Below are 22,656 nucleotides of genomic sequence, written 5' to 3' on the forward strand. Positions count from 1 at the left end.
ATTCGTGATCCCGAGCCGGCCGGGCCCGCCGCGCATCCTCTTGACATCGAGAGACACCATGAACGCAGCTCAGATCGCGAGCGCGCTGCGCCTCGCCATTGTCTTCTTCGGCGGCTTCGCCGTCGCCCGCGGCTGGCTCACTCAGGAGCAGGTCGATTTCGCGAGCGACGCCACGCTTGTGACGGCCGTGGTCGGCGGTGTCGCTGCTATCGCGGCCGCGGTCTACGGCATTTGGATCCGCCGCCCGGCCGGCATCGTCGCGCAGGCCGCGAAGCTCCCGGGTGTGGGTGTCATCAAAGCCTCCGCGTCGCTGGCCCATGCTTCAGGCAGCGGCAAGGTCCAGCCGGTGGACGCCGCCGAGCTGCGGCAGATGGACGAGATGACCCGGCGATAGGCAGGAGGGGCGCATGCCCGGCTCGAACGGGGGAGCGCGCCGGCCGCTCCTGCCCATGCATTCCGCCGGTCCCTACAGCACCTATCGCCTGTTCGAATGGTGCATGGCGACGATGATGGTGCTGATCGCCTTCACCCTTGCCATGCCGGGCGACACGATGGAGCGGAACGCGCTGAAGCCGATCGCTGAGATGGGGTTCAGCGAGGCCAACATGGCGCTGATCTTCGGCTGCGCCGGCAGCGTGCGCGTCATGGCGCTGTTCCTGAACGGCTACATCAACAACGTCCGCGTCGGGCCGAAGGGCGCCTACGCGCGAGCAGTCGGTGCCGGCATCGGCTGCCTGATCATGGGTCAATTCGCCATGGCCTTGGTCTACGACGCCTTCACCGTGGCGCACGCTCCGAGCTTCGTCATCCCGGTGTTCGGCACGCTGGCCGGGTTCGAGGCGATTTCTGTCTACATCGCCGTGTTGGACGGCGTGTCGCGCAAGAGCCGGATCGGTAAGGCTCTGGCAGCACTCGAAGAGGTCAGGGGCTGATGGATTGGCTGACCTTCCTCAAGGACGTAATCGCGACCCAGCAGTTTCTTCAAGTCTTCGTCGGCGGCTGCACCATGATGCTGATCGGCTGGATGGTCACCCGGGCGCGGGGTGACCGTGACCACCTGCCGCCGCCCGCGCCGGCCGGCATCGCCGACGTGCCCCCGCCCTTCATGCAGGGGCCGCGCGAGGCGGTCGATCTGATGCGCGAACTGCGAGACCTCGCCCGCCGGCAGACGGAGGACACGGGGCGGATCTCCGAATGCGTCCGCATCATTCGGGAGGAGTCGAAGCGGCAGACCGAACTTCTAGGCCTGATCGAGCGAGAGCAGGCGATCGAGAACCGGGCGCATCACGAGCGAGACCGTCCATGACACCGCCCGACATCGCAGCGCCTACCCAGCCCCGCCCGGCTCAGCCGCGGCGGGGCTCTCTTTCTGTCATTAAGCGCCAAAGCAACAAGATTACGTTTATCGGTAATAGAAGACAACAGAGCCTATTTTTTAGGCCCAACCAGTATAAAAAACTTATCCTTATTTTTGATCCGGGTTGACCACGGCATAAAGACAAAATCTGTTTCAGCGGCTTCGATGCCTCTTGATTTAAACCATTCCAACAACGGTGCCGGATCCAGACCGTTCGCTTCGTATAGAACATCCGCTCTTTTAGCCGGCAGGCCGTGCAGGCTCTCCCAATGCATGTGCGCTACCTGACTGCCGGAAGGCATCTCCGCAGATAACTTCTGCGCGTAATCGTCTGCCTCGGCGCTGCCGTGAGAAACAACCAAAGCCGAAAGCGGCTGCATTGCGGATTGCACGCTGTGTAGATTTGTGCTCGCTGAAGGTATGCCCCGAGGTTCTTCCGATCTAATTTTAGCATTGAGCCCTGCTTGATAATTCACATAAGTCGCAAACGCAGAAGCGAAACCAAAAGCAATTCCGAACCACTTGCTGCCTGTTTCGACAGACTTCCACGCCTCAGCTGAAAGCATTTGCTCAAACATCTTGTCCCCGTTCGACATAGCAATTTTCAGTGGTTTTTACCTAGGGTAGTCGCCGCCAGCATCCGCTTGCGCATCGCGCAGAGTGTCCGCTCCGGCTCACTTTCGGCCAGCGCAACCATCCGCCGTCGCACCTCGGCCAAGCGTTCATCCCGGTTCGACTCGGACGGCTCGATCTCCCGGCAGACGGCCTGGTAGATCTCCCACGGCTTCATCGCGTCCAGGCCCAGATCCCTTCCGAATTCCTCCGGGCCCTCCGTCTCGGCGTAGGCCGGGCGCTCGTACGTCTCCCACGCGGCCAGCGCGACCCGATGGGGCATGCCGGCGTCTTTGGCTAGCTCAGCCACTGGGGTGGCCTACACCGTGAACGCGCGGAGCGCCTCGACGTCGCAACGGGACGCCCTGCTTGCGTCGCCAGCCTCATGGCCGCCAACACCATCAACAATCCCGCCTGAAATCAAGACCTCAAACAGGCACTCAAGGCGAGATCACGATCGCGGTGTTTTGCAACGCGATCGGATGCACCTTGAGATGATCGGCAAGCAACCGAGCCGTCGCTAACCATCAGAGCTATGCAGCTAGCTTCGAGGAGCTACGCCAAAATATTCCATCGGCACCTCGGAAATTATTCACAAAATCCCCTGGAATCGAATAATAAAAATTGATCATTCTAGGAGGGAATGGCCATGTCATTACAATTTGTCCGCGTCGACCCGACCCAGCCCCAATATAACATAGACCTAATATCATACGGATATTCTATAGGGGACACAATAAGTGTGGCGCCATTTGGCTCCTTCTCCTTTACTGCCGCAGGGGATGAAAATGGAACTAATCTAAGCTTCACGTATGATGGTTTTGAATATAGCGATTACAGCGAAGTAACTATTAGCGCAAGCGGAGGAACAATCGCAACCATAAAAACAGGAGACAGTTACTATTTAGACAATGTTGATAGAGATGGAAACTACGGGTTTTATATTGGAAACCCCGATATTATAGATAATAGCGATATAGTAACATATTTATATTTTCCAAACGATGGCCTATCGCATTTCGTGCAGTCGGCAAATATTGACACCCTTGACGCTAGTCAAATAATAGATAGTACATTCATCGATGCAGGAGGATATGGGACTAGCGCATCTTATAGCAATGGCTCAGTTCTAATTATGAATGGAGCTCCCGCTCATGTTGTCGCGGGTCAAGGCAATGATACAATCATTGCATCGCTTACTGGGCAAACAATCAATGGCGGCGCGGGCAACGATACAGTAATTATTCAAGCCAACCTTTCTAGTTTTAATTTGTCGGGTTCTGGAAAGGGCTTTGCAAGCCTGAATACAGACATTGGAGCTCTTGATTTAGTTAACATAGAGCGTCTAATTTTTGATGATGGGTCTATCGATTTAAATGGCGGGTTGATAGACAACTTATATTACGCCCATTCGAATCTTGATGTGTATGCCTCCGGATCGAGCGCCGATGCGCACTACTCTCAGTTCGGTTGGCACGAAGGCCGTGACCCAAATGCGTTTTTCTCCACGACGTCGTATTTGGCGGCTAACCCCGATGTTGCCAAAGCAGGCATTAACCCGCTGGAGCACTTCGATCAGTTCGGTTGGAAGGAAGGTCGTGACCCCTCAGCAGCTTTCGACAACGAGCTGTACCTAGCGCGGAACGCGGATGTGAAAGCGGCCGGCATGGATCCGCTGCTGCACTTCCTTGACAACGGGCAAGCGGAGGGGCGCAAAGCCTACGCTGCTGTCGGCAATGCGAGCGATCTGGCCAAGCACGAAGGCTTCGACGCGCAGTACTACCTGCTGGCCAACGCTGACGTGGCGAAGGCCGCGCTCGCAGCCGGTGGCGACACCTTCAACTTCGCTTATCAGCACTTCGACGAGTTTGGCTGGAAGGAAGGTCGCGATCCGAACGCGATCTTCGACACCAAGGGCTATCTCGACGCCTACAAGGATGTCGCGGCCGCTGGGATCAACCCTCTGGACCACTTCCACGACTACGGCTGGAAGGAGGGTCGCGATGCGGCAGCGGACTTCGACACGAAGGGCTATCTGGCTGCCAACGCGGACGTGAATGCCGTCGGTGTCGATCCCATGCTGCACTACCTACAGAACGGCGCTCTTGAGGGCCGCCTTGCCTTCAACGATGGACACTTCGGCTGAGCCCTGCGGGCATAGCTCATCAGCCCCGCCCAGCTCGCTGGCGCGGGGCTTTTTGCTGGCGCCACCCGGCCGGAAATCGGGCCGGCGATCGAACGCACGCGGCCCTACATCGGCGCCTGATGGCGGACGGGCGAGCTTCCGTTCCGCGGAGCGGCGCCGAGTTGAGCGGCTTGGTGCAGTTTCGGACCGGCCTTGAACAACGCCCGGACCAGCCGGTTGCCCGACCAGTGGACCATCGCGGTTCCTCCGCCGCAGTCGGCGCCAGCTTCACCGGGCGCGTCGGCCCCCACCCGTACGGGTCGCTAACCCTTGGGGCATTTCTGCCGGCGCACGCCTCTTCGTTTCAGCCCCACGCGCCGCGAGCATTCGCTTCCGCACCTCAGCCATGCGGTCGTCATCGCTCGCGCCGGCCGCTGCGGCCTCTTGCCCGACGGTCTCGTGGATCTCCCGTACGATCGCCTCGTCCAGGCCGAGGCCACCAGCAAAGCCGAGTAGACCGCGAAGTTTGGCGGTGGATCGCATCACTGTCTCGTACCAGATTCCCCATTTGTTCCATCGTCGATGGCTGTGACCAGGCGGCGTGATGCACGAGGCTATGAACACCGAACAGTGAAGGTTGCTTGAATCAACGCTTGAGGAGCATAATCTTAAGTAATGAGGAATTTAGTGATAGTACTCTATCAATTATTATAAATTGCATAGCCGATTGCAGAAAATCTCTCTTACATGGGAACATTGCAGTATGTGCGCCGGATGCCTGAACGGCTGTTCGACAGTCGTCAAAGTAGGAGAGGCACAGTGGCGATTATCTTAGGAACGCTCGGAGACGATGTTCTTAACGGCACGCCCGAGGACGATGTCATTCTTGGGCTGCTAGGGAACGATGTCATTATCGATCCGGGCGGCTTTAACCGGATCGACGGCCAGGACGGCAACGATACGATCACGGGCGGTAACGACCTCGACTATATCGCTGGGGGAGCTGGAAACGATACGATCTTCGGCCAAGGCGGCTTCGACCAGATCATCGGAGAGGCCGGTAACGACACTATCTATGGACAGGACGGCGACGACTACGCTGCTGGCAACCCCGGTGACGACGCTCTCTACGGCGGGCCGGGCAACGATTTCCTGGTGGGAGAGGCGGGCGTCGATTTCTTGGTCGGTGACGAAGGAAATGATTTCCTCGCCGGCGGCGACGATGCGGATACCGTTCTAGGCGGCGACGGCGACGATCTCGTCGACGGCGATCTCGGAAATGACATCCTCATCGGCGGCGCGGGCAACGACACCGTCTTCGGTGATTACGGTGACGACCGGATGTCGGGTGGCACGGGTGTCAACATCCTCGACGGAGCACTGGGTGCTGACACAGCAGTCTTCGCCTTCAGCTTTGCCGAAGTCAGCGTCGAGTCCTCCGGAACATTGTCTTCTATTTCCGGTCAGAGCACAGTTGATACCGTCAAAAATACGGAGGTGTTTGAGTTTATCGATAGGTCGATTGTCCAGGGTGACGGCAATGCAATAGTCGATGACCTGTTCTACCTTAGTCGGTACAATGACGTATACAGGAATGGCATCGACGCCGAGCAGCACTTCGCCGATCATGGCTGGAAGGAAGGCCGGGATCCGAACGCATACTTCGACACAAAGGGCTACCTGGCGACCTACACCGATGTCGCTGCAGCCGGCGTCAATCCCCTTGAACACTACCTCACTTTCGGCTGGAAGGAAGGACGCGATCCCTCGGCTCAATTCGACACGAAGCAATATCTGGCGGCCTACGGGGATGTCGCGGCAGCCGGCATCAATCCCCTGCAGCATTACCTCGAAAACGGCGCCGTTGAGGGACGCTCGACCTTCGGAGACGGTGCCTTCGCCTGATGACAACGTGACCCCACCGGGTCTTGAGCCTTACTGTTGCGCCCTGCGGGTGTTCCTCGCAGGGCGCGCCATCTCCCGCACGGTCTCCTCGTCCAGGCCGAGTCCCTGCGCGAACCGGAGCAGGCTGCACATCTCGGCGGTGGATTGTTCGGGCTCGTTGCTGTTCATGCTGCTACCCGATGACGGGGCCGACGACACCGGGACGCCGGGTGGCTCCAGGCTTACCGCCGAGTCGCCATCACGCCCTCTGCGCCCCCGGGAGCAAGATGGCATTCGCAAACTTAGCCGCAGCTTCCTTTCCGCGGCAGACGAGCCACAGGCTGTTCTGCGCCGAGAAGTTGTTGTCAAAGAGGTCGATAATCGCAACTGGCGCGGGGGCGAGATCCGGCCATCGATACAGAGAGAAGCCGAGCGCCTCGAATATCGGGAGGGCTGGGGCAAGATCCCAGAGCTTGTGGTTGTGGACCGTGGCGTCGAGTCGACCGGTTGCGAGCAGTGCCGCGTCGGCAATGGCTCCGCTCTCACACCAAGGAAAAAAGCCTTGCTCGAAATCTAAAGTGTAGCGCTTGGAAGCATTACAGAGCCACCCGACATGGTAGGTCGGTGCTGTTGAAGGGGGCAACTGCCGCAGCCCTTCGGCCCTGCGCCCGCCGAGAGTCGGCGCCCAATATGCCATGCCCTCACAGGCCGCTATGAGGACGCCTCGCTGTTCGGCTGGAGGGGCGAGGGTTCTCGGCCTGTCCCGAGCCTCGCTCCACGAAGGCAGGATAAGGACGCTCATCTCTGGCCGTCCGTTGCGGCAAGCCGCAATCATAGTGCCCCAACCGTTGAGACCGCCTGCGTAAGGCATAGTTCCATCAATCGGATCGGCTACGAACGTCCAAGACGCCTCGGACAACATCCGTTCCGCCGCCGGTCGACCCAGGTCATCTGCGGTCTCTTCCTCGACGACACGCATACCGAAACGCTCACGCAGCATGCTGCTGATTTCGAGGTCAGCCTGCGTCAGGGCTTGCCCTAGGTCGCCGTCCTTGTGTGACACATCGAGACCGGCAGCTCGCAACGCGAGCGCGGTCCCTGCCGCATCTTCCGCGAAGAGAAGCATGCGGTTGAATACGTCTTGCAGGTCATCTCGACCGCGTATCGGTTCTCTGACGTCAAGTGTTTCGGCGGTGAAGAGTTCGCCGACGGTGGGGGAGGAATCAGCCATGCGACAGCCTACCGCGAAGGTCTCAGATCGGACAGCCACCGCCTGGTCATCGACTGTGCCGACTCTTGTGCGGCGGCCCGACACCGTTTGTTCCAGTCTGTCCGATATGTCGGGGTCGCTTAGGCGTTGATCCGCTTGGAGTAATTGGCTGGGGCGCCAGGATTCGAACCTGGGAATGGCGGTACCAAAAACCGCTGCCTTACCACTTGGCGACGCCCCATCGGCTTCAAGCCGCCGGATCTCTAGACGGGCCCGGCGGGACTGGCAACTGGGTTGGATGCCTCCGCCTCGCACCGACGCGCGTTTGTGACGGGATCGCTTGGGCCCCCGCGATTGGCCGAGCGTGCACGGCGCCTCTGCACCGGTTCGATGCGACTACTTATTCTGGGGCCGGATGGTAGGAGCGGGACGGCAGAGGAATGGCGATGAGGGATCGGGTGGCGGTCGTGACCGGGGCGGGCTCCGGCATCGGGCGGGCGGTGGCGCTGGGATTGGCGCAGGCCGGGTGGCAGCTGGTGCTCGCCGGGCGGCGGGGCGAGGCGCTGGAGCGGGTCGCGGCAGAACTGCCGGGCCCTTCTTTGTGCGTGCCCACCGACGTGTCCGATCCGCGCGCCGTCGAGGCCCTGTTCGCCGCGGCGGGCGAGCGCTTCGGGCGGCTCGACCTGCTGTTCAACAATGCCGGGATCTTCACCCCCGCCGCGACGGTGGACGAGATCGCGGTCGAGGATTGGCTCGCCAGCGTCAACGTCAACCTCACGGGCACCTTCCTCTGCACCCGCGCCGCCTTCGGGATGATGCGCAAGCAGGACCCCAGGGGAGGGCGCATCATCAACAACGGCTCGATCGCGGCCTACGCGCCACGGCCGATGTCGGCGCCCTACAGCGCCACCAAACACGCCATCACCGGCCTCACCCGCGCCACCGCGCTGGACGGGCGCCCCTTCGACATCGCCTGCGGGCAGATCGATGTCGGCAATGCCGAGACCGAGATGACGCAAAGCTTCGGGCAGGGCGCGCGGCAGGCCGACGGCTCGATCCGGCCCGAGCCCTACATGGAGGCGACGCATGTCGCCGAGGCCGTCGTCTACATGGCCGGGCTGCCACTCTCGGCCAACGTGCTGTTCATGACCGTGATGGCGACGAACATGCCCTTCGTCGGGCGGGGGTAGGGAAGGCGGCTTTGCGTAGGCGGCGCGGAACGCGTAGAGAGCGGAACACCGCCCGGTCCCCCTTCGAGACGAGCGGCCGACCGCCCCGCGGCGGCCGGTGCCCGCCATGCTGATGCAAACAGACGCCAAATCCGCTGACGCGAAGACCGATCCGGTCGCGCGGCGGCGCACCTTCGCCATCATCTCGCACCCGGATGCGGGCAAGACCACGCTCACGGAAAAGCTGCTGCTGTTCGGCGGCGCGATCCAGCTCGCGGGCGAGGTCAAGGCCAAGCGCAACCGCGTCTCCACCCGGTCCGACTGGATGGGCATCGAGAAGGAGCGCGGCATCTCGGTCGTCACCTCGGTGATGACCTTCGAGTACGGCGACTGCGTCTTCAACCTGCTCGACACGCCGGGCCACGAGGACTTCTCGGAGGACACCTACCGCACCCTGACGGCGGTCGACTCGGCCGTGATGGTCATCGACGCCGCCAAGGGCATCGAGGCCAGAACGCGAAAGCTGTTCGAGGTGTGCCGGCTGCGCGACATCCCGATCGTCACCTTCGTGAACAAGCTCGACCGCGAGGCGCGCGACCCGTTCGAGACGCTCGACGAGATCGAGAAGACGCTCGCCCTCGACGTGGCGCCCGTGACCTGGCCGATCGGGCTCGGGCGCAACTTCGCCGGCACCTACGAACTCGGCGGCAACCGCGTGCGCCGGCTCGACGCGGCGGACGATGCCGGCACGATCCCGGTCTCGGGCTTCGGCGACCCGCTCTTCGACACGCTGCTGACGGAAAACGGCGCGGCCGATGCGTGGCGCGAGGAGGTGGAGCTCGCCGAAGGCGGCCTCAAGACCTTCGATCTCGAAGCTTTTCGCGAGGGGCACCTGACCCCGGTCTTTTTCGGTTCGGCCTTGCGCAATTTCGGCGTGCGCGACCTCATCGACGGGCTCGCCCGCTTCGCGCCGCCCCCGCGCGGCCAGGAGGCGGACAAGCGCGCCGTGCAGCCGTCCGAGCCGAAGATGACTGGCTTCGTGTTCAAGATCCAGGCGAACATGGATCCGAACCACCGCGACCGCATCGCCTTCATGCGGGTCTGTTCGGGCCAGCTCCGGCGCGGGATGAAGGCCAAGCTGGTGCGCACGGGCAAGCCGATGTCGCTCTCGGCGCCGCAATTCTTCTTCGCCCAAGACCGAGCCATCGCCGACGAGGCCTATGCCGGCGATGTGGTCGGCATCCCCAACCACGGGACACTTCGCATCGGCGACACCCTGACCGAGGGCGAGGAGATCGTCTTCCGCGGTGTGCCGAGCTTCGCCCCCGAGATCATGCGGCGGATCAAGCTCACCGACGCGATGAAGGCCAAGAAGCTGCGGGAAGCGCTCCAGCAGATGGGCGAGGAGGGCGTCGTGCAGGTGTTCATCCCGCAGGACGGCTCGCCCGCCATCGTCGGCGTGGTCGGCGCGCTGCAGCTCGACGTGCTGAAGGAGCGGCTCCAGGCGGAATACGGCCTGCCGATCGACTACGAGACGACGCGGTTCTCGGTCTGCCGCTGGATCGAGGCCGAATCGGAGGTCGAGATCGATCGGTTCGTGAACGCCCACGGCTCGGCCATGGCGAGCGACCTCGACGGTGCGCCGGTCTTCATGGCCACCACCGCCTTCTCACTCCGCTACGAGGAGGAGCGCTGGGAGAAGATCCGGTTCACGGATGTGAAGGATTACCAGAAGCGGGCGGCGTAAGCGGCGTCTCCCGACCCCGCCATCCCACTCTTTCCCTTATCCCGAGGTGCCGCGGAGCGGCCTCGAAGGAGGGCTCCGGACGTCGCGCGATCCCTGGAGCCCTCTTATCGAGGGCGACACTTCGGGATGCGGGAGTGGGTTGAGCAAGCCGTCGGATAGAAGCGCCAGAGCGCTTTCCGACGAAGTGGACGCCGGTTCGGCGAAAGAAAGCGCGTCAAAACAAAGACCTAAAGACGCCGGCCTGATGCAATCAGGTCGGATAATGCTCTGGGTGCTGAAGCTCGATCGGCCCTTAGAACCAGCTCAGTCGTAGTCGAAATCAAGCGAACGCTCGAAGGCGATGGCGCTCATCTCGCGTCCCTTCGGGTCGGCGACGGAGATGTTGCGAAAGCCGCGTCCGGCCAGCTCCCAGGTCTTCTCGAGAGCCTGCTCGTCCGTGCCGCAGGCGAAGGCCAGCGTGCGGCCGGCGGGATCCGTGCCGGTTACTTTGTACATGGCCGCGCTCCTGTCCGAGCCGTGAAGTATAGGCTCAGTGCCGTCCGAGAGAAGGGGTTGGTCCGAGCATCGTCTTTTCCGAAAGCCGGTGACCACCTTTCGGGACGATGTTGAGAGCGGGGCGCTCCCGCGCAGCGACTCAGACGAGCAGCGCCGCCTTGTCCACGTCGAGCGCCCGGGCCAGTTCGTCGAGCACGGCGTGCTCGCTCTCGGTGATGCCGCCCTTGTCGGCCACGTCCGCCGCGATCAGGAAGACGTGTTGGCGCTGCTCCAGCGGACGGTCAGCGATGGCCGCGACGTGCTGGCTGTTCTCCAAGCGCCCGGCGCGCAGCTCCGCGCGGGCGAGCGCTTCGAACAGCGCCTGTTCCAGGGTGAGCGTGTCGTAGGATTTCTGAAGGATCGGGTTGGCCCGCATACTGACGAGAGCCGCCTCGATCTCCTCGTCATCGGTGTCGCCGTCGGCGACGATCACGTTGGCCGCGGCGGAGACCGCCGCCTGCATGAAAACGGAATCGCCGGCGTAGGACATCACCACCCGGTTGAAACGGATAAGGGCGTCCTGAAAAAACCCCATCTTGCAATCCCCCAGGCGCCCGGCCCCAAACGTACCAGCCTACGCGCCACCCTAGCGCCGATGGTTCCAACGCAGGCAGAGAACCGTCAAGATGGCAAGCTTGACGGATCCCTCACAGTTCCGCCGAGCGCCGCGATAGTTCCGCCCGCAGGTGGCGCGCCGCCTCGACCAGGGCCGCGTCCCGGCGCTGGCGCGGGCGGGGCGGTGCGAGGGTGACATCCGCCGCGATCCGGCCGGGGCTGCCCGCCAGCACCATGACCCGGTCGGCGAGGTACACCGCCTCGTCGATGTCGTGGGTCACGAACAGCACCGTCTTGCCCGTCTGCGCCTTGATGCGCTGGATCTCGTCTTGAAGGCCCTCGCGGGTGAAGCTGTCGAGCGCCGAGAACGGCTCGTCCATCAGCAGCACCTCGGGCTCGACCGCGAGGGCGCGGGCGATGGCGACGCGCTGGCGCTGGCCGCCGGAGAGCTGGTGCGGCCAACGGCCGGCGAAATCGGACAGCCCGACGAGCTTGAGCATCGCCGCCGCCCGCTCGCGGCGCTCGGGCTTCGACAGGCCGTGCCGCTCCAGGCCGAAGGCGACGTTGTCGATCAACCGCCGCCAGGGGAGCAGCCGCGCGTCCTGGAACACCAGCGCCATCGGGGTGCGGGTTTTCTGGGGATCGGTGCCGAGATGGACCGTGCCTCCGCTGGGTTTGGCCAGATCGATCAGCACGCGCAGGAGCGTCGATTTGCCGACGCCCGATTCGCCGACGATGACGAGGAACTGCCCCCGCGGCACCGCGAGATCGAGGGCGGACAGGATCTCGGTGCGCCGCCCGTTGCGCTCGTAGGCGAGGCTCAAGCCCCGGATGTCGATGATGGGACCACTCATGCGCGCCACCGCAGCAGCCAGCCCTGCAGGGCGACGAAGCCGGTATCGAACAGGCCGTACAGCCCGGCCATGGTGAGCATGTAGACCACGACGATGTCGGTGGAGAGGAGCGAGGAGGCCTGCATCATCCGCGCGCCGATGCCGGGCACGCCGAAGATCTCGGCGGCGACCACGGCCATCCAGGCCTGTCCCAGCGCCGTGCGCAGGCCGACGAGGATGCCCGGCGTGGCGGCGGGCAGGAGGATCTTGGTGAGCCGCGCAAGGGGTCCGCGGAAACCGAAGGCCTGGGCCACCTCGATCAGGTCGCGATCGACGTGGCGCACGGCGCCTTGGGTGGCAAAGAACACGATCCAGAACACGCCGATGGCGATGATGAACACGGCGGCCGAGGGCTGGACGCCGAACCAGATGATGGCGAAGGGCACCCAGGCAAGGCCGGGAATGGGGCGCAGCAGCCGCACGATCCCCGCGGTCAGGCTGTCGAACCAAGCGAACATGCCCGTGGCCAGCCCGAGGGCGACGCCCGCGAGCGCGCCCGCGCCGAGCCCGACCACGTAGTGGCTCAGGCTCTCGACGACCGCGGTCAGCCAGGCGCCGTTGGCGATCTCCCGGGCGAAGGCCGCCGGGATGGAAGAGGGCGGCGGCAGGAAGGCCGGGTTGATGAGGTCGAGCCGGGGTGCGGCCTCCCACAGGGCGAGGAAGGCGGCAAGCCCGACGACCGCCAGGGCGGCCGAGCGGAACGAGGTCATGGCGTCGGAATCGTGGAAATCAGGGCTTCTTGACCGCGTCGAACGGCTTGGCGTCGAACAGGCCGTCGGTCGGCGCCTCCTTGTCGAGGGTGCCGATCGAGACCTGATAGGCCTGCATCTTCTTTGTCGCCTCGATGATCGTGCGCGGATCGGCGACGAACTTCGCAGCCGGCGAGGAGAGCGCCTTCTGGATCGTGGCGACGTCGGTGATGCCCTTGCCGAGTGCCGCCTCGACCGGCGGGGCGGCGCGCGCCGGATCGGTCTTTAAGAGGTCAGTCGCTTTGACCAGCGCCGAGACGAGGCCCTCCACTGCCTTCGGGTTGGCGTCGGCGAACTTGCCGTAGACGGCCACCACGGTGCCCGGCTGATCGGGGAACATCTCCCCGCCGGTGGCGATCAGCGCGATCTTCGGGTTGCGGCCCTGGACGATGGTGAGCGCCGGCTCGCGGATCGAGGCGCCGTCGACGGCGCCGGCCAGCAGCGCCTGCTGGGTCGCGTCGATGCCCATGGCGACGATCTCGACATCGGCCTTGTCGGCCTTCACCACCTGCCACAGCCAGTGCTGGAGGGTGGTGTTCGGCACCGAGCCCGGAGGCTGCGTGGCGAGCCGGGCGGGGCGGCCCTCCTTGGCCTTGAACTGCTTGAAGGCCTCGGCCTTGCTCGGGGCGGACGCGAAGTAGGGGGCGAGCTTGGGGGCTGCCACGAACACCATCTCCTCGATGGCGGTGGCGGCCACGACCCGCACGTCGATGCCCTTGGTGCGGGCGACGGCGAGCGGCGCGATGCCGGCGACGTAGACGTCGATGGTGCCGGACGCCAGCGCCTGGATCATGTTGGGGCCGGATTCGAAGGTGGTGAAGGCCGGCGTCAGCCCGGCTTCCTTGAGCCATCCCTCGCCGTTGGCCACGAAGACGGGTGCTGCGCCGATCACCGGAATGACGCCGATGCGCACGGGCACGGTCTGGGCGGCGAGCGGGACCGCGAAGGGCACGGGAAGGGCGAGAAGCCCCGCGATCAGGCCGAAGGCCTTGAACAGATTGCGCATCGAAACGGGTTCCAGGGGTGCCGGATGGCGTCCCCCATGGCACAGCGGGCGCGATCTTCCAATCGCGCTTCCACACCAGCGTCGCGCGGTAGCAGCACGCCGGGCGACGAAGCTTTGCCGGCCTGCGACGGAACGGCCCCGTTCCTCCTGCCGTTTACCCAGCCGAAAGCGGCATCCACGCCGCGGGACAGACGACAGGACACCCTACGCCATGAGCCTCCTCGGCAGCATCGTCAGCAAGATCCTCAACCCGTTCGGCTCGTCGGAGGCGAAGGCCAGCGAGTCGTCCGCCAAGCCCTCCGAGACGCAGGCCCAGCCGTCCTCCGGCGGCGGCAGCGCCCCGGCCTCCACGCCCACCAGCGGCGGAACGTCGTCGGGCGGACAGGTCGATGTCGAGGCCGTGCTCAACGACCTCGCCGCGAAGAACTCGCAGAAGCTGAACTGGCGCAGCTCGATCGTCGACCTGATGAAGCTGCTCGACCTCGATTCGAGCCTGCACGCCCGCCAGCAGCTCGCCGACGAGCTGCACTACACCGGCGACAAGAACGATTCGGCCTCGATGAACATCTGGCTGCACAAGCAGGTCATCAAGAAGCTCGAAGAGAACGGCGGTAAGGTCCCGGCCGACCTCAAGGACTGAGAAGACCGATAGCGGTCACGTCGGCACCCTCGCCGGCATCAGAAAGTGGGTGGCGGGGGAGAGAACTCCCGCCACCCACTTTCGTTTTCGAGGCCGCTCGAAGGCGTGATTTCCGTAGGCCTATCGAAGCCGGCACAGCGCGATCTGCCAGGGCGAAGCGAACCCTTCAGGCAAGAAAAAATCCCGTACCCTTCAGCAAGGTACGGGATCGAAACTTAGAAGACTAGGGATTTCGATGGGTCAGAGATCAATTGATGCCTGGGAGATGATTGCCCGATTTCCCAACAAAAACTAGCAAAAGCACAAGCTTATGCTGCGCGCCTCGGCAACATTTGTACCACCGTCGACGCAGAATTCATTCGCCGGTAGGGTCGCTGGTCATTCGCCAATGTCTATCTGAAGCTGCAGCGGCTGAGTGCGGCAAACAGCACCGATCAGTCCTCGCGGGAAGCAGTCGGAGGCGCATCACCGGGCCCGGGTTCTGGCGGTTGAAGCGGGGCAGCGGCCTTTCGCGCTTCAGTCACGAGCGCGTCGAGGATCGCTTGCGCCCTTTGGGTGATGATCGGCCCGGCCGCGGCCGGACTTCCTGCCTCGAACGGCGGTTTGGGCGCATATACGGCGACGAGTTGTGCCGTTCGTGCATAATCCTCGCCGCGCAGGCGGGCGGCGAGTGCCAGGGCGAAGTCGAGCCCAGCCGAGACGCCGGCGGCGGTCACCCGGTTGCCGTCGAAGACGACCCGATCGTCAACCGGGATCGCCCCGAGGAGTGGAAGAACAGTATCGCGAGCACACCAGTGTGAGGTCGCGCGATAACCCTTCAAGAGCCCGGCTGCTCCGAGGATCAGCGATCCGGTACAGACACTCGTTACCCAGCGCGCCCGGCTGGCCCGATCCCGCAGAAAGGCCAGCGTGGCAGCGTCGCGCATTTGAGCGGCTGTGCCATCGCCTCCCGGCACGAAGAGCACATCCAGTTCGGTGGGACAGTCGGCAAAGCTCGTCGTGGCAACGAGGCTGAGGCCGGTGTCGCTTAAGACAGGTCCGACGGACCGAGCGACGAGGTGGAGGGTGTCGGGTGCAAGTCCCGCCAGCAGCCCTTGTGGGCCCACCACATCGAGGGCCGTCATACCGGGATAGAGCAGCATGGCGATGCGAACTGGCGGCACCCTCACGGATGGCCTGGGAGCATCAAGCGCCTGTGACGGTCGAGCCGCCAGGAGGGCAGCAGCGGCCAGCGCAGCCGCCCCGATCTCACGCCGGTTCGCCACAGCTGTCGGCCCTCAAGTTGCGGTTCCTTCGTCCGAAAAGCGCCATTTCGGGACCTTCGTTCCAAGGCAACGGAATGGCCGCTTGTCACGTAACGGCCAACGTTGACGCGGGAGACAGCCGCGCTTGCGGCCATCGCGGCCGGTGCTCAGACGAGAAGGCCACGACGCTTGTCCCGCCCGATGCCCGACCTCACCTCCCTCTCATGGAAAGTGCGTTCGACGTCATCATCGTAGGGGGAGGCGCCGCCGGCATCGGCGCCGCGCGACGGCTGGCAGCACACGGGCTGACTGTGCTGGTGCTTGAGGCGTCCTCGCGGCTCGGGGGGCGCGCATTCACGCAGGATCTTGGTGGGTATCCGCTCGACCTCGGTTGCGAGTGGCTCCATTCGGGTGACCGCAACGCCTGGGTCGCCATTGCCGAAGCGTCCGGCTTCTCGGTCGACCGAAGCGAGCCGCCATGGGCCAAAGCGCATCCCGGCATCGTCCAGGACGAGCAGGAGGCGGCGCAAAGGGCGTTCCGGGACTGGAACGAGCGGCTTCCTCACGTCTCGCAGGGCAGCGATCACGCGAGCGATGCCCTTGAGCCCGAGGGTCAGTGGAACGCCTACGTGCGAGCCATCGCCGGCTTCATGAGCGGAGTAGCGCCCGAGCGAATATCCGCCGCCGACTACATGGCCTACGACACGGCCTCGACCGGTCAGAACTGGAGCGTGCCACTCGGATACGGCACGCTCGTTGCCGCCAGTCTACCGTCCGCGGTGGCGCTGCGCCTAGCGACCCCTGCTGAGCGGATCGACCTGAAGGCGGACGGCGTCGCTGTTACAACGCGGGCCGGCACTGTCCGCGCCGGGATCGCCATCCTCACAGTCTCGACCGCAGTCCTGGCCGGCGACGCAATCCGCCTACCCTCCGGGACCGAAGCCTGGCGCGAAGCGGCCGCAGCCCTGCCGCTCGGGCGCAACGAGAAGGTCTTCCTAGGGATCGGGCGCGATACCGCTTTCGAGCCGGATTCGCACGCCTACGGCAACCTGCGCGACGTGAGATCGGCCGCGTACTCGATCCGGCCTAACGGCTGGCCGGTCATCGAGGCGTTCCTCGGCGGCGAGGGGGCCCGCATTGTGGAGGAGGAGGGCCCAGCCGCCGGCTTCGCCCATGTGTCCAGCGAATTGGTCGCCCTGTTCGGCAGCGACGTGGCATCGGCCCTTCGCCCGCTCGCGGCCACGTCGTGGAGCCGTATGGCGTTCATCGGCGGCGCCTATAGCTGCGCCCTGCCGGGGCAGTCGTACGCGAGGGCGCGGCTGGCCCAGCCGTTCGAGGATCGGCTGTTCTTCGCCGGCGAGGCGACGCACCCGTTCGACTTCACCACCGCCCATGGAGCCCACGATAGTGGGGTGCGCGCCGCCGACGAGGCGTTGGCCGCGCTTCGGGCGAAACGTCCTGCCTTCCGGCGCGCCCTGCTTTCGTGAGAGCCGTCACGCGGGCGAACGGCGGGCGTCGTACCGCAACGCGTCCACGCGACCTACGGCGACCACTTCGTCGACCTCGTCGCGGAGGGTTTCGATTGCGCAATCCGGGCCGGGTATCTCGCCGATTCCAAACTGGTCGCGCGGCGCGTGGGACCGAATCGCTGATCGGGCACTTCCAGCGCCGACGACGGGGTCGTGGGAGGCCGCCGGCGGCCAACGACGGGGGGTTCGAGTGTTCCACCGGCACCGCGCAGAGTCATGCGGTCCGTTCCGTCGCTCCCTTCCGGGCCTGCGCCACGGTCAACCACAGGGCCGAAACCAGGAAGTAGAAGGCACCGAACGCGGCGTAGGGAGCGATGTCCGTGATCCCGGGTGTCGAGGCACCATTCGCCTTGAAGATGAAGTGGGCGCCCGCGAGGGCCGACTGGGCTCCGCTCAGCGCCATCGCCCACTGAGCACCTGCATTCCAGCGCCGCACGCCGGTCGCAAGCTGCAGCAGGCCGGAGAGGATAGCCCAGACCCCGAACACCGCCAGCACCGCGTGCTGGCTCCACCCCAGCGCGACGGCGACCGCGAGGGCGACGACGGTGCTAGCAGCCGCGTTGAGGACCTGGCTGGGATTGGCGGCCAAGCCGCCACTGCGCCGCGCGTCGATAACGTTGGCAACGGCGTCCCAGGCGGGATAGGCGACCAGGAGCGCCGCCGCGGCCGGCGGCATAGCCTTTCCGATGGTGAAGGCGGCCGCAACCCAACCGACGGACACTCCGGCACGGAGGAAGTAATAGGAGCTCAGCCAGCCGGAAGTGTCACGGCCGGGTTGTTGGACGGTCGTCATTGACGTTCCCTTCGGGTGCGCGGCGCAGCGGAGGATCGGGACGACGGGCGATCACGCGGCAGCTTCGGCGACCGAAACGCCGGGCTTCGTGAAAGCGGCGTCTTTTCAGAGAGATACGCGTCGCTTCGGAAGGTACGTTTACAATCGGACGCTGATGGCACCCATGACCGGATCACTGGAAAACTTGACCGTTCTTCCGGACGCCGGACCGGGCGTCTCCGGCGACCTGCTCTCGCACGTACTGGCGCAGATCCGGCTCACCGGGGACCATGTCCGATCACACGAAGTCGCGTGGTCGAAGGTCTTGGACCTGGAAGCCGAAGCCGCCCATGTTCTGGTGGTCGCCGACGGCTCGCTCGACGTCGAGGACGATGGCGGGGAGCGCGTCGTGATCGACACGGGCGATCTCGTGCTTCTACCCCGCGGGCTCGGAGGGTCCAGGCTGGTGGCGTCCGCCTCGCACGCATCGGTGATCGTCTGCCGGTTCTCGTTCGATCCCCACAGCCTTCGCGGCATGATCTCGGCCCTGCCCGGGCGCATCCACATCCGGCGCGCCGAAGGAGCCGGGTGGCTTGACGGCATCGTACCCTTCCTGATGGTCGAGGTGACTGACGACGAGCCCGGCGCGGCCCTGATGATCTCACGGATCATCGACGTCATCGTCATCCGCACCTTGCGGACCTGGGTGCAGCGCGGGCACACCACCGGATGGCTGGGAGGGTTGTCCGACGCCCGCATCGCCCGAGCGTTGAAGGTCATACACGAGCGACCATTGCAGCGCTGGAGCGTCGACACCCTGGCCGACGCGGCCGGCATGTCCCGGTCGAGCTTCTGCGAACGTTTCGCCGCGCTCGTCGGGCGCTCACCACTGCGCTACCAGAACGAGTGGCGGCTCACGCTCGCCCGGAACATGCTCGTCGCCCGCGAGGCACGTGTCGGCGAGGTCGCACTACGGGTCGGCTATGAGTCCGAAGCAGCGTTCAGCCGTGCTTACAAGGCGATGTTCGGCTATCCACCGAGGGATGAGCCGACACTGCCGAGCGAGAAGAGATTGCACAGGTGAGCCATCTGCTTGGAACGGCAGGGGCGTAATGAACCACGATATGCTGATGTCGTGACCGCCGCTCAAAGGTCCGCTTTTTCCTACCGAGCGGACGTCTCGGCCGGTAGGCTTGAAGGTCTGAAAGGGGTCAGGAGTTCGCACGCCTATGGTTCCGCTGTGCACCACACCCGGACCTTGGCCTTCGATTCAGAATTGGACCTTTGGCTTTGCGCCCGTCTCGGTCATTCGGCAACAGTCGCGGGCATCACCGAAGCAGAGGTCGGCTCAGGCCGGGTTGCACGTTCTAGGAGCGCCACCCCAGACCTGCAGCTTCGACCCTGCATACGCTCGCGCGCAGGACTTGCCTACCGAAGCTCAGCCACTGATGCTGCGCCGAAACGGATGACCTGCGAGGGGGCGACCCATGGAAACGATCGGCCGTGATCTGCGCGAGATGCAGCGCATCCCCTTGGCCGAATCGCATGTCGCCGCGCTTCGGGCGATCGGAGCCGAGAAGCACTACCCGGCCGGTACCTTTCTCGTCCATGCCGGTGATCCAGCCGACCGCTTCGTCTATGTCGAGGCCGGCGAGATCGAGGTGGTCAACCCTTTCACAAATGAGCGCCATCTGCCGTCTACCCTCGGACCGACCCAGTTCATGGGCGAGATCTCGTTCCTGAACGGCGGGGTCTGGTCGATGCCCATGCGGGCGAGTGCGGATACCATCGTCACCGAGGTGCCGCGCCCGGAGATGCTGCGACTGATGTCCGAAGTCCCGGAGATGTCGGACATCATCATCACGGTCCTGGCCGCACGGCGGCGGCGGCAGCTCGACTCGCAGGACGGCACCCTGGTGCTCCTGGGCGAGGACGACGACCGGAGCGTCCGGCGGATTGCCGAGTTCGCGAGCCGGAACCGCCTTCCTTACAGGTCTTATCCGCTGGGCAGCCCGGAGGCGGCGAGCGTCGCCAGGAGTTGCTCGATCTCGTCCGAACGGCCGGCTGTGATCTTCGGACGGGATATCGTCGTGACCGAGCCGACACCCGCCAAGGTCGCGCGGCTGCTCGGCCTCGACTACAACCTCGTCGACGACGAGGCCTTCGACGTCCTTATCGTGGGCGGCGGACCGGCCGGGGTAGCAGCGGGCGTCTATGCGGGCGCGGAGGGGCTTCGCGCACTGGTCATCGAGGATGTGGCGATCGGCGGTCAGGCCGGCACATCGAGCCGGATCGAGAACTATATGGGCTTCCCGACCGGGATCTCGGGCGCCGACCTCGTCTGGCGCGGCGAGGTTCAGGCGATGAAGTTCGGCACGCGGTTCGCAATGCCGCGGCGCGTGGCGAAGCTGGAACGGCTTGAGGACGGATCGTTCTGTGCAACGTTCGACAACGGCCGGCGCGTTCGGGGACAGGCCGTCGTTGTCGCGACCGGCGTCCAGTACCGAAGATTGCCGATCGAACGCCTCGAGGCGTTCGAGGGTGCAGGCATCTACTACGCTGCGACGGAGATCGAGGCACGCTACTGCAGGAATGCCGAGACGATCATCATCGGCGGCGGCAACTCAGCCGGCCAGGCGGCGATGTATCTCAGCCGCTCAGCCCGACACGTTCGCCTTCTCGTGCGCGGGCAATCGCTTGCGACGTCCATGTCGAGCTACCTGTCGAGCCGGCTGGAGGCCGACCCGGGGATCACGATCGAGTACGGGGCCGAAGTCACCGCCCTTCACGGCGACGATCACCTCGATGCGGTGACGATCCGCAACGTCGCCGACGGCACGATGCGCACGATCTCGACCTGTGCCGTCTTCGTCATGGTGGGCGCTGCCCCCAACACCGGCTGGCTCTCGGGGCTCGTCGAACTCGATGGCCACGGCTTCGTCCTGACCGGGGATGCGATCGGCGCGCGTTCACCCTATGCGACGTCGCATCCGGGAATCTTCGCGGTCGGCGACGTGCGAGCCAACTCCGTCAAGCGTGTCGCAGCCTCGGTCGGCGAGGGTTCGGTCGTCATCTCCAAGGTGTGGGAGCACGTTCGGACGTAGATCACGCCTCCCGTGCCGCGTGCGACCAGGGGGCTCGATCTACCGACGACCGGGCCCGCGCTCCTGCCGTTTCAGCCGGCGCTGCGACGGCTTGGGCGATCCGGATCTGTCTCGACGATCCCGCGATGGCCAAGCGCATCGCGGAGATCGCCAAGGCGGCGTATCCATGGGTGCCGGTCCTGGCCTGCTTCACCGACTCGGGCCACGCGCCTACATACCCGGCATGCCGGTCCTCGTAGCGCTCGGAGCCGCCCTCCTGTTCTGCCTCGTATTCGGCCCTCAGTGGTGGGTGCGCCGGGCGATGCAGCAACACGCCACCGAGCGGCCGGACTTACCCGGGACCGGGGGAGAGCTCGCACGCCATCTGCTCGACCAAGCACGACTCGAGCACGTTCCCGTCGAGATTGCGCCGGCCGACCACTTTGACCCGGTCGCGAACGTCGTGCGCTTGTCGCCGCAGAACCATGACGGCCGCTCGATCACGGCGGTCGCGGTCGCGGCGCACGAGGTCTCCCACGCACTCCAGCACGCGGCGGGGGACCGGCTGCTCGCGGCGCGGGTGAGGTTCGCCCCGGTCGTGCAGGGCTTCGAGTTCGCCGCGGCCGTGGTGACGATCACCGCGCCCTTGATGCTCGCCATCCTCAAGTCGCCTGTCCTGCTAGCCCTGCAGGTGGGTGTCGGCATCGCGCTCCTCGGTGCTCGCCTCGTGTTCCACCTCTTAACGCTGCCCGTCGAGCTCGACGCGAGCTTTCGCCGGGCTCTGCCTATCCTGGAAACAGGTCGCTTCCTCGAGGCTGACGATATGCTTGGCGCCCGCACCGTACTGCGCGCTGCGGCCCTCACCTACGTCGCTTCGTCCCTCGTGTCGCTCGTGAACATCGCCCGCTTTCGGCGGCTCCTGCCGTTCTGAGACCGATGAGGCGCGCGTCCGATTTCCTGCTGCGCTCAATGCAGGCGGACCGTCTCCGATCGGCCAGAACCGGCCAACACGCAGCGCTCGCCTCAGCGTCTTGGATGGGTGGTTTCCTGCGTTTCAGCGGTTCGACGTCCGCTCATGGCCGGGCACGGGTGGCGCTCCCCGGCAGGCTCTCTCCTATCAGAGGCTCGCGTGCAGGCCGCGGACCGGGCTCACACCCTCCAGCACCGAGGCCGCGTGAAGGATCGCGGCCTCCGCCTGCCAGCTGCCCACCAGCTGCACGTTGATCGGCAGACCCTCGCGGCTCGTCCCGAAGCGCATCGACAGGCCGGGAAGGCCGGTCACGTTGAGGGGCACGGTCGCACCTTACCCGCACGCCGGGCGGATCGAGCGGCGGTGAGTCGGCGGCCATCGCGGCGGGCATCGCGGCGGGCATCGCGGCGGGCATGTCGCCGCTGGGCCTCGGCACCGACCTCGCCATCTCTGTGCGCGGTCCGGCCGCACAGACTGGCATCGTCTCACTGAAGGCCACCCATAGGCGTGTGCCAATGACCGGCATCTGGCCGCGGGCGCCCCGCCGCTTCTGGCACGTCGGCCCGATCCCGGGGGG

At 64.9% G+C, this 22,656-nt stretch carries 24 protein-coding genes, 1 tRNA gene and 2 pseudogenes; 14 read left to right on the forward strand and 13 right to left on the reverse strand.

Features of this window, described 5'->3' with window-relative positions:
- Positions 1-58: 58 nt before the first annotated feature.
- From M2437_RS10485 to M2437_RS10495, 3 genes are read left to right on the forward strand one after another with little or no spacing between them, the layout of a single operon-like run.
- Positions 59-394, forward strand: a complete 336-nt coding sequence (locus tag M2437_RS10485; RefSeq protein WP_253387348.1) for a Pam3-gp28 family putative phage holin — start codon at positions 59-61, stop codon at positions 392-394.
- 13 nt (positions 395-407) lie between these two features.
- Complete coding sequence (locus M2437_RS10490) at positions 408-932, forward strand: hypothetical protein (RefSeq protein ID WP_253387349.1); 525 nt, start codon at positions 408-410, stop codon at positions 930-932.
- Complete coding sequence (locus M2437_RS10495; RefSeq protein ID WP_253387350.1) at positions 932-1,306, forward strand: hypothetical protein; 375 nt, start codon at positions 932-934, stop codon at positions 1,304-1,306. The genes M2437_RS10490 and M2437_RS10495 overlap by 1 nt, the downstream gene beginning before the upstream one ends.
- Positions 1,307-1,428: 122 nt before the next feature.
- Here the strand turns inward: M2437_RS10495 and M2437_RS10500 are convergent, their stop codons facing one another.
- On the reverse strand, positions 1,429-1,953 hold the full coding sequence (locus M2437_RS10500) for a hypothetical protein (RefSeq protein WP_253387351.1): 525 nt from the start codon (positions 1,951-1,953) through the stop codon (positions 1,429-1,431).
- Between the two features lie 8 nt (positions 1,954-1,961).
- A complete protein-coding gene (locus tag M2437_RS10505; protein ID WP_277570277.1) occupies positions 1,962-2,279 on the reverse strand; it encodes a hypothetical protein in 318 nt (105 codons plus the stop codon).
- Positions 2,280-2,711: 432 nt separating this feature from the next.
- On the opposite strand from M2437_RS10505, the gene M2437_RS10510 reads away from it, so the two are divergent.
- On the forward strand, positions 2,712-4,115 hold the full coding sequence (locus M2437_RS10510) for a hypothetical protein (RefSeq protein WP_253387353.1): 1,404 nt from the start codon (positions 2,712-2,714) through the stop codon (positions 4,113-4,115).
- Positions 4,116-4,913: 798 nt separating this feature from the next.
- Complete coding sequence (locus M2437_RS10515) at positions 4,914-5,999, forward strand: calcium-binding protein (RefSeq protein WP_253389613.1); 1,086 nt, start codon at positions 4,914-4,916, stop codon at positions 5,997-5,999.
- A gap of 30 nt (positions 6,000-6,029) precedes the next feature.
- Here the strand turns inward: M2437_RS10515 and M2437_RS10520 are convergent, their stop codons facing one another.
- The 3 genes from M2437_RS10520 to M2437_RS10530 form a co-directional block, all read right to left on the reverse strand.
- Entirely contained in the window at positions 6,030-6,167 is a 138-nt protein-coding gene (locus tag M2437_RS10520) for a hypothetical protein (RefSeq protein WP_253387354.1), read from the reverse strand.
- A 70-nt stretch (positions 6,168-6,237) separates the two neighbouring features.
- Complete coding sequence (locus tag M2437_RS10525) at positions 6,238-7,209, reverse strand: inositol monophosphatase family protein (RefSeq protein WP_253387355.1); 972 nt, start codon at positions 7,207-7,209, stop codon at positions 6,238-6,240.
- Positions 7,210-7,354: 145 nt separating this feature from the next.
- Positions 7,355-7,429 (reverse strand) — tRNA-Gln (locus M2437_RS10530).
- Between the two features lie 199 nt (positions 7,430-7,628).
- On the opposite strand from M2437_RS10530, the gene M2437_RS10535 reads away from it, so the two are divergent.
- Entirely contained in the window at positions 7,629-8,378 is a 750-nt protein-coding gene (locus tag M2437_RS10535) for an SDR family oxidoreductase (protein ID WP_253387356.1), read from the forward strand.
- Positions 8,379-8,484: 106 nt separating this feature from the next.
- Positions 8,485-10,104 carry a peptide chain release factor 3 gene (locus tag M2437_RS10540; RefSeq protein ID WP_003596251.1) on the forward strand — a complete coding sequence of 540 codons (1,620 nt, stop codon included), beginning with the start codon at positions 8,485-8,487 and terminating at the stop codon, positions 10,102-10,104.
- A 303-nt stretch (positions 10,105-10,407) separates the two neighbouring features.
- On the opposite strand, the gene M2437_RS10545 is transcribed toward M2437_RS10540, so the two are convergent.
- From M2437_RS10545 to M2437_RS10565, 5 genes are all read right to left on the reverse strand, one after another.
- Complete coding sequence (locus tag M2437_RS10545) at positions 10,408-10,599, reverse strand: hypothetical protein (protein ID WP_012255472.1); 192 nt, start codon at positions 10,597-10,599, stop codon at positions 10,408-10,410.
- A gap of 139 nt (positions 10,600-10,738) precedes the next feature.
- Positions 10,739-11,173, reverse strand: coding sequence for a tellurite resistance TerB family protein (locus M2437_RS10550; protein WP_056114717.1), 435 nt, complete (start codon positions 11,171-11,173; stop codon positions 10,739-10,741).
- Positions 11,174-11,285: 112 nt separating this feature from the next.
- The gene (locus M2437_RS10555; protein WP_253387357.1) at positions 11,286-12,047 is read right to left on the reverse strand and encodes an ABC transporter ATP-binding protein; all 762 of its coding nucleotides are present in this window, start codon (positions 12,045-12,047) and stop codon (positions 11,286-11,288) included.
- On the reverse strand, positions 12,044-12,796 hold the full coding sequence (locus M2437_RS10560) for an ABC transporter permease (protein WP_015824483.1): 753 nt from the start codon (positions 12,794-12,796) through the stop codon (positions 12,044-12,046). Before M2437_RS10560 ends, M2437_RS10555 begins: the two co-directional genes overlap by 4 nt.
- Before the next feature lie 19 nt (positions 12,797-12,815).
- Positions 12,816-13,841: an ABC transporter substrate-binding protein gene (locus M2437_RS10565; RefSeq protein WP_253387358.1), complete on the reverse strand. Its 1,026-nt coding sequence runs from the start codon at positions 13,839-13,841 to the stop codon at positions 12,816-12,818.
- 211 nt (positions 13,842-14,052) lie between these two features.
- Here M2437_RS10565 and M2437_RS10570 point away from each other — a divergent pair, with 211 nt between their 5' ends.
- Positions 14,053-14,481, forward strand: a complete 429-nt coding sequence (locus tag M2437_RS10570) for a DUF3597 domain-containing protein (RefSeq protein ID WP_003596240.1) — start codon at positions 14,053-14,055, stop codon at positions 14,479-14,481.
- Between the two features lie 434 nt (positions 14,482-14,915).
- Here the strand turns inward: M2437_RS10570 and M2437_RS10575 are convergent, their stop codons facing one another.
- Positions 14,916-15,623 (reverse strand): DJ-1/PfpI family protein, encoded by a 708-nt coding sequence (locus M2437_RS10575; protein ID WP_253387359.1) that lies wholly within the window; start codon positions 15,621-15,623, stop codon positions 14,916-14,918.
- A gap of 326 nt (positions 15,624-15,949) precedes the next feature.
- On the opposite strand from M2437_RS10575, the gene M2437_RS10580 reads away from it, so the two are divergent.
- Positions 15,950-17,212, forward strand: coding sequence for a flavin monoamine oxidase family protein (locus M2437_RS10580; RefSeq protein ID WP_253387360.1), 1,263 nt, complete (start codon positions 15,950-15,952; stop codon positions 17,210-17,212).
- Positions 17,213-17,254: 42 nt separating this feature from the next.
- Positions 17,255-17,368, forward strand: a pseudogene (locus M2437_RS10585) (LysR family transcriptional regulator); the annotation flags it as partial.
- A gap of 100 nt (positions 17,369-17,468) precedes the next feature.
- Here M2437_RS10585 and M2437_RS10590 read toward each other — a convergent pair.
- On the reverse strand, positions 17,469-18,047 hold the full coding sequence (locus tag M2437_RS10590) for a DUF308 domain-containing protein (RefSeq protein ID WP_253387361.1): 579 nt from the start codon (positions 18,045-18,047) through the stop codon (positions 17,469-17,471).
- A gap of 163 nt (positions 18,048-18,210) precedes the next feature.
- Here M2437_RS10590 and M2437_RS10595 point away from each other — a divergent pair, with 163 nt between their 5' ends.
- The 3 genes from M2437_RS10595 to M2437_RS10605 all read left to right on the forward strand — a co-directional run bounded on the left by M2437_RS10595 (position 18,211) and on the right by M2437_RS10605 (position 22,040).
- Positions 18,211-19,110: an AraC family transcriptional regulator gene (locus M2437_RS10595; RefSeq protein ID WP_253389614.1), complete on the forward strand. Its 900-nt coding sequence runs from the start codon at positions 18,211-18,213 to the stop codon at positions 19,108-19,110.
- Positions 19,111-19,513: 403 nt separating this feature from the next.
- Positions 19,514-21,130: an FAD-dependent oxidoreductase gene (locus tag M2437_RS10600; RefSeq protein ID WP_253387362.1), complete on the forward strand. Its 1,617-nt coding sequence runs from the start codon at positions 19,514-19,516 to the stop codon at positions 21,128-21,130.
- A gap of 223 nt (positions 21,131-21,353) precedes the next feature.
- Positions 21,354-22,040: a zinc metallopeptidase gene (locus M2437_RS10605; RefSeq protein WP_253387363.1), complete on the forward strand. Its 687-nt coding sequence runs from the start codon at positions 21,354-21,356 to the stop codon at positions 22,038-22,040.
- 186 nt (positions 22,041-22,226) lie between these two features.
- Here M2437_RS10605 and M2437_RS10610 read toward each other — a convergent pair whose 3' ends face one another.
- Positions 22,227-22,403 (reverse strand): amidase family protein, encoded by a 177-nt coding sequence (locus M2437_RS10610; RefSeq protein ID WP_253387364.1) that lies wholly within the window; start codon positions 22,401-22,403, stop codon positions 22,227-22,229.
- Positions 22,404-22,411: 8 nt separating this feature from the next.
- Here M2437_RS10610 and M2437_RS10615 point away from each other — a divergent pair.
- Positions 22,412-22,648 (forward strand): annotated as a pseudogene (locus M2437_RS10615) (amidase family protein); the annotation flags it as partial.
- Between the last annotated feature and the right edge of the window lie 8 nt (positions 22,649-22,656).

Source organism: Methylorubrum pseudosasae (genome assembly GCF_029504475.1).
Lineage (GTDB): Bacteria > Pseudomonadota > Alphaproteobacteria > Rhizobiales > Beijerinckiaceae > Methylobacterium > Methylobacterium extorquens.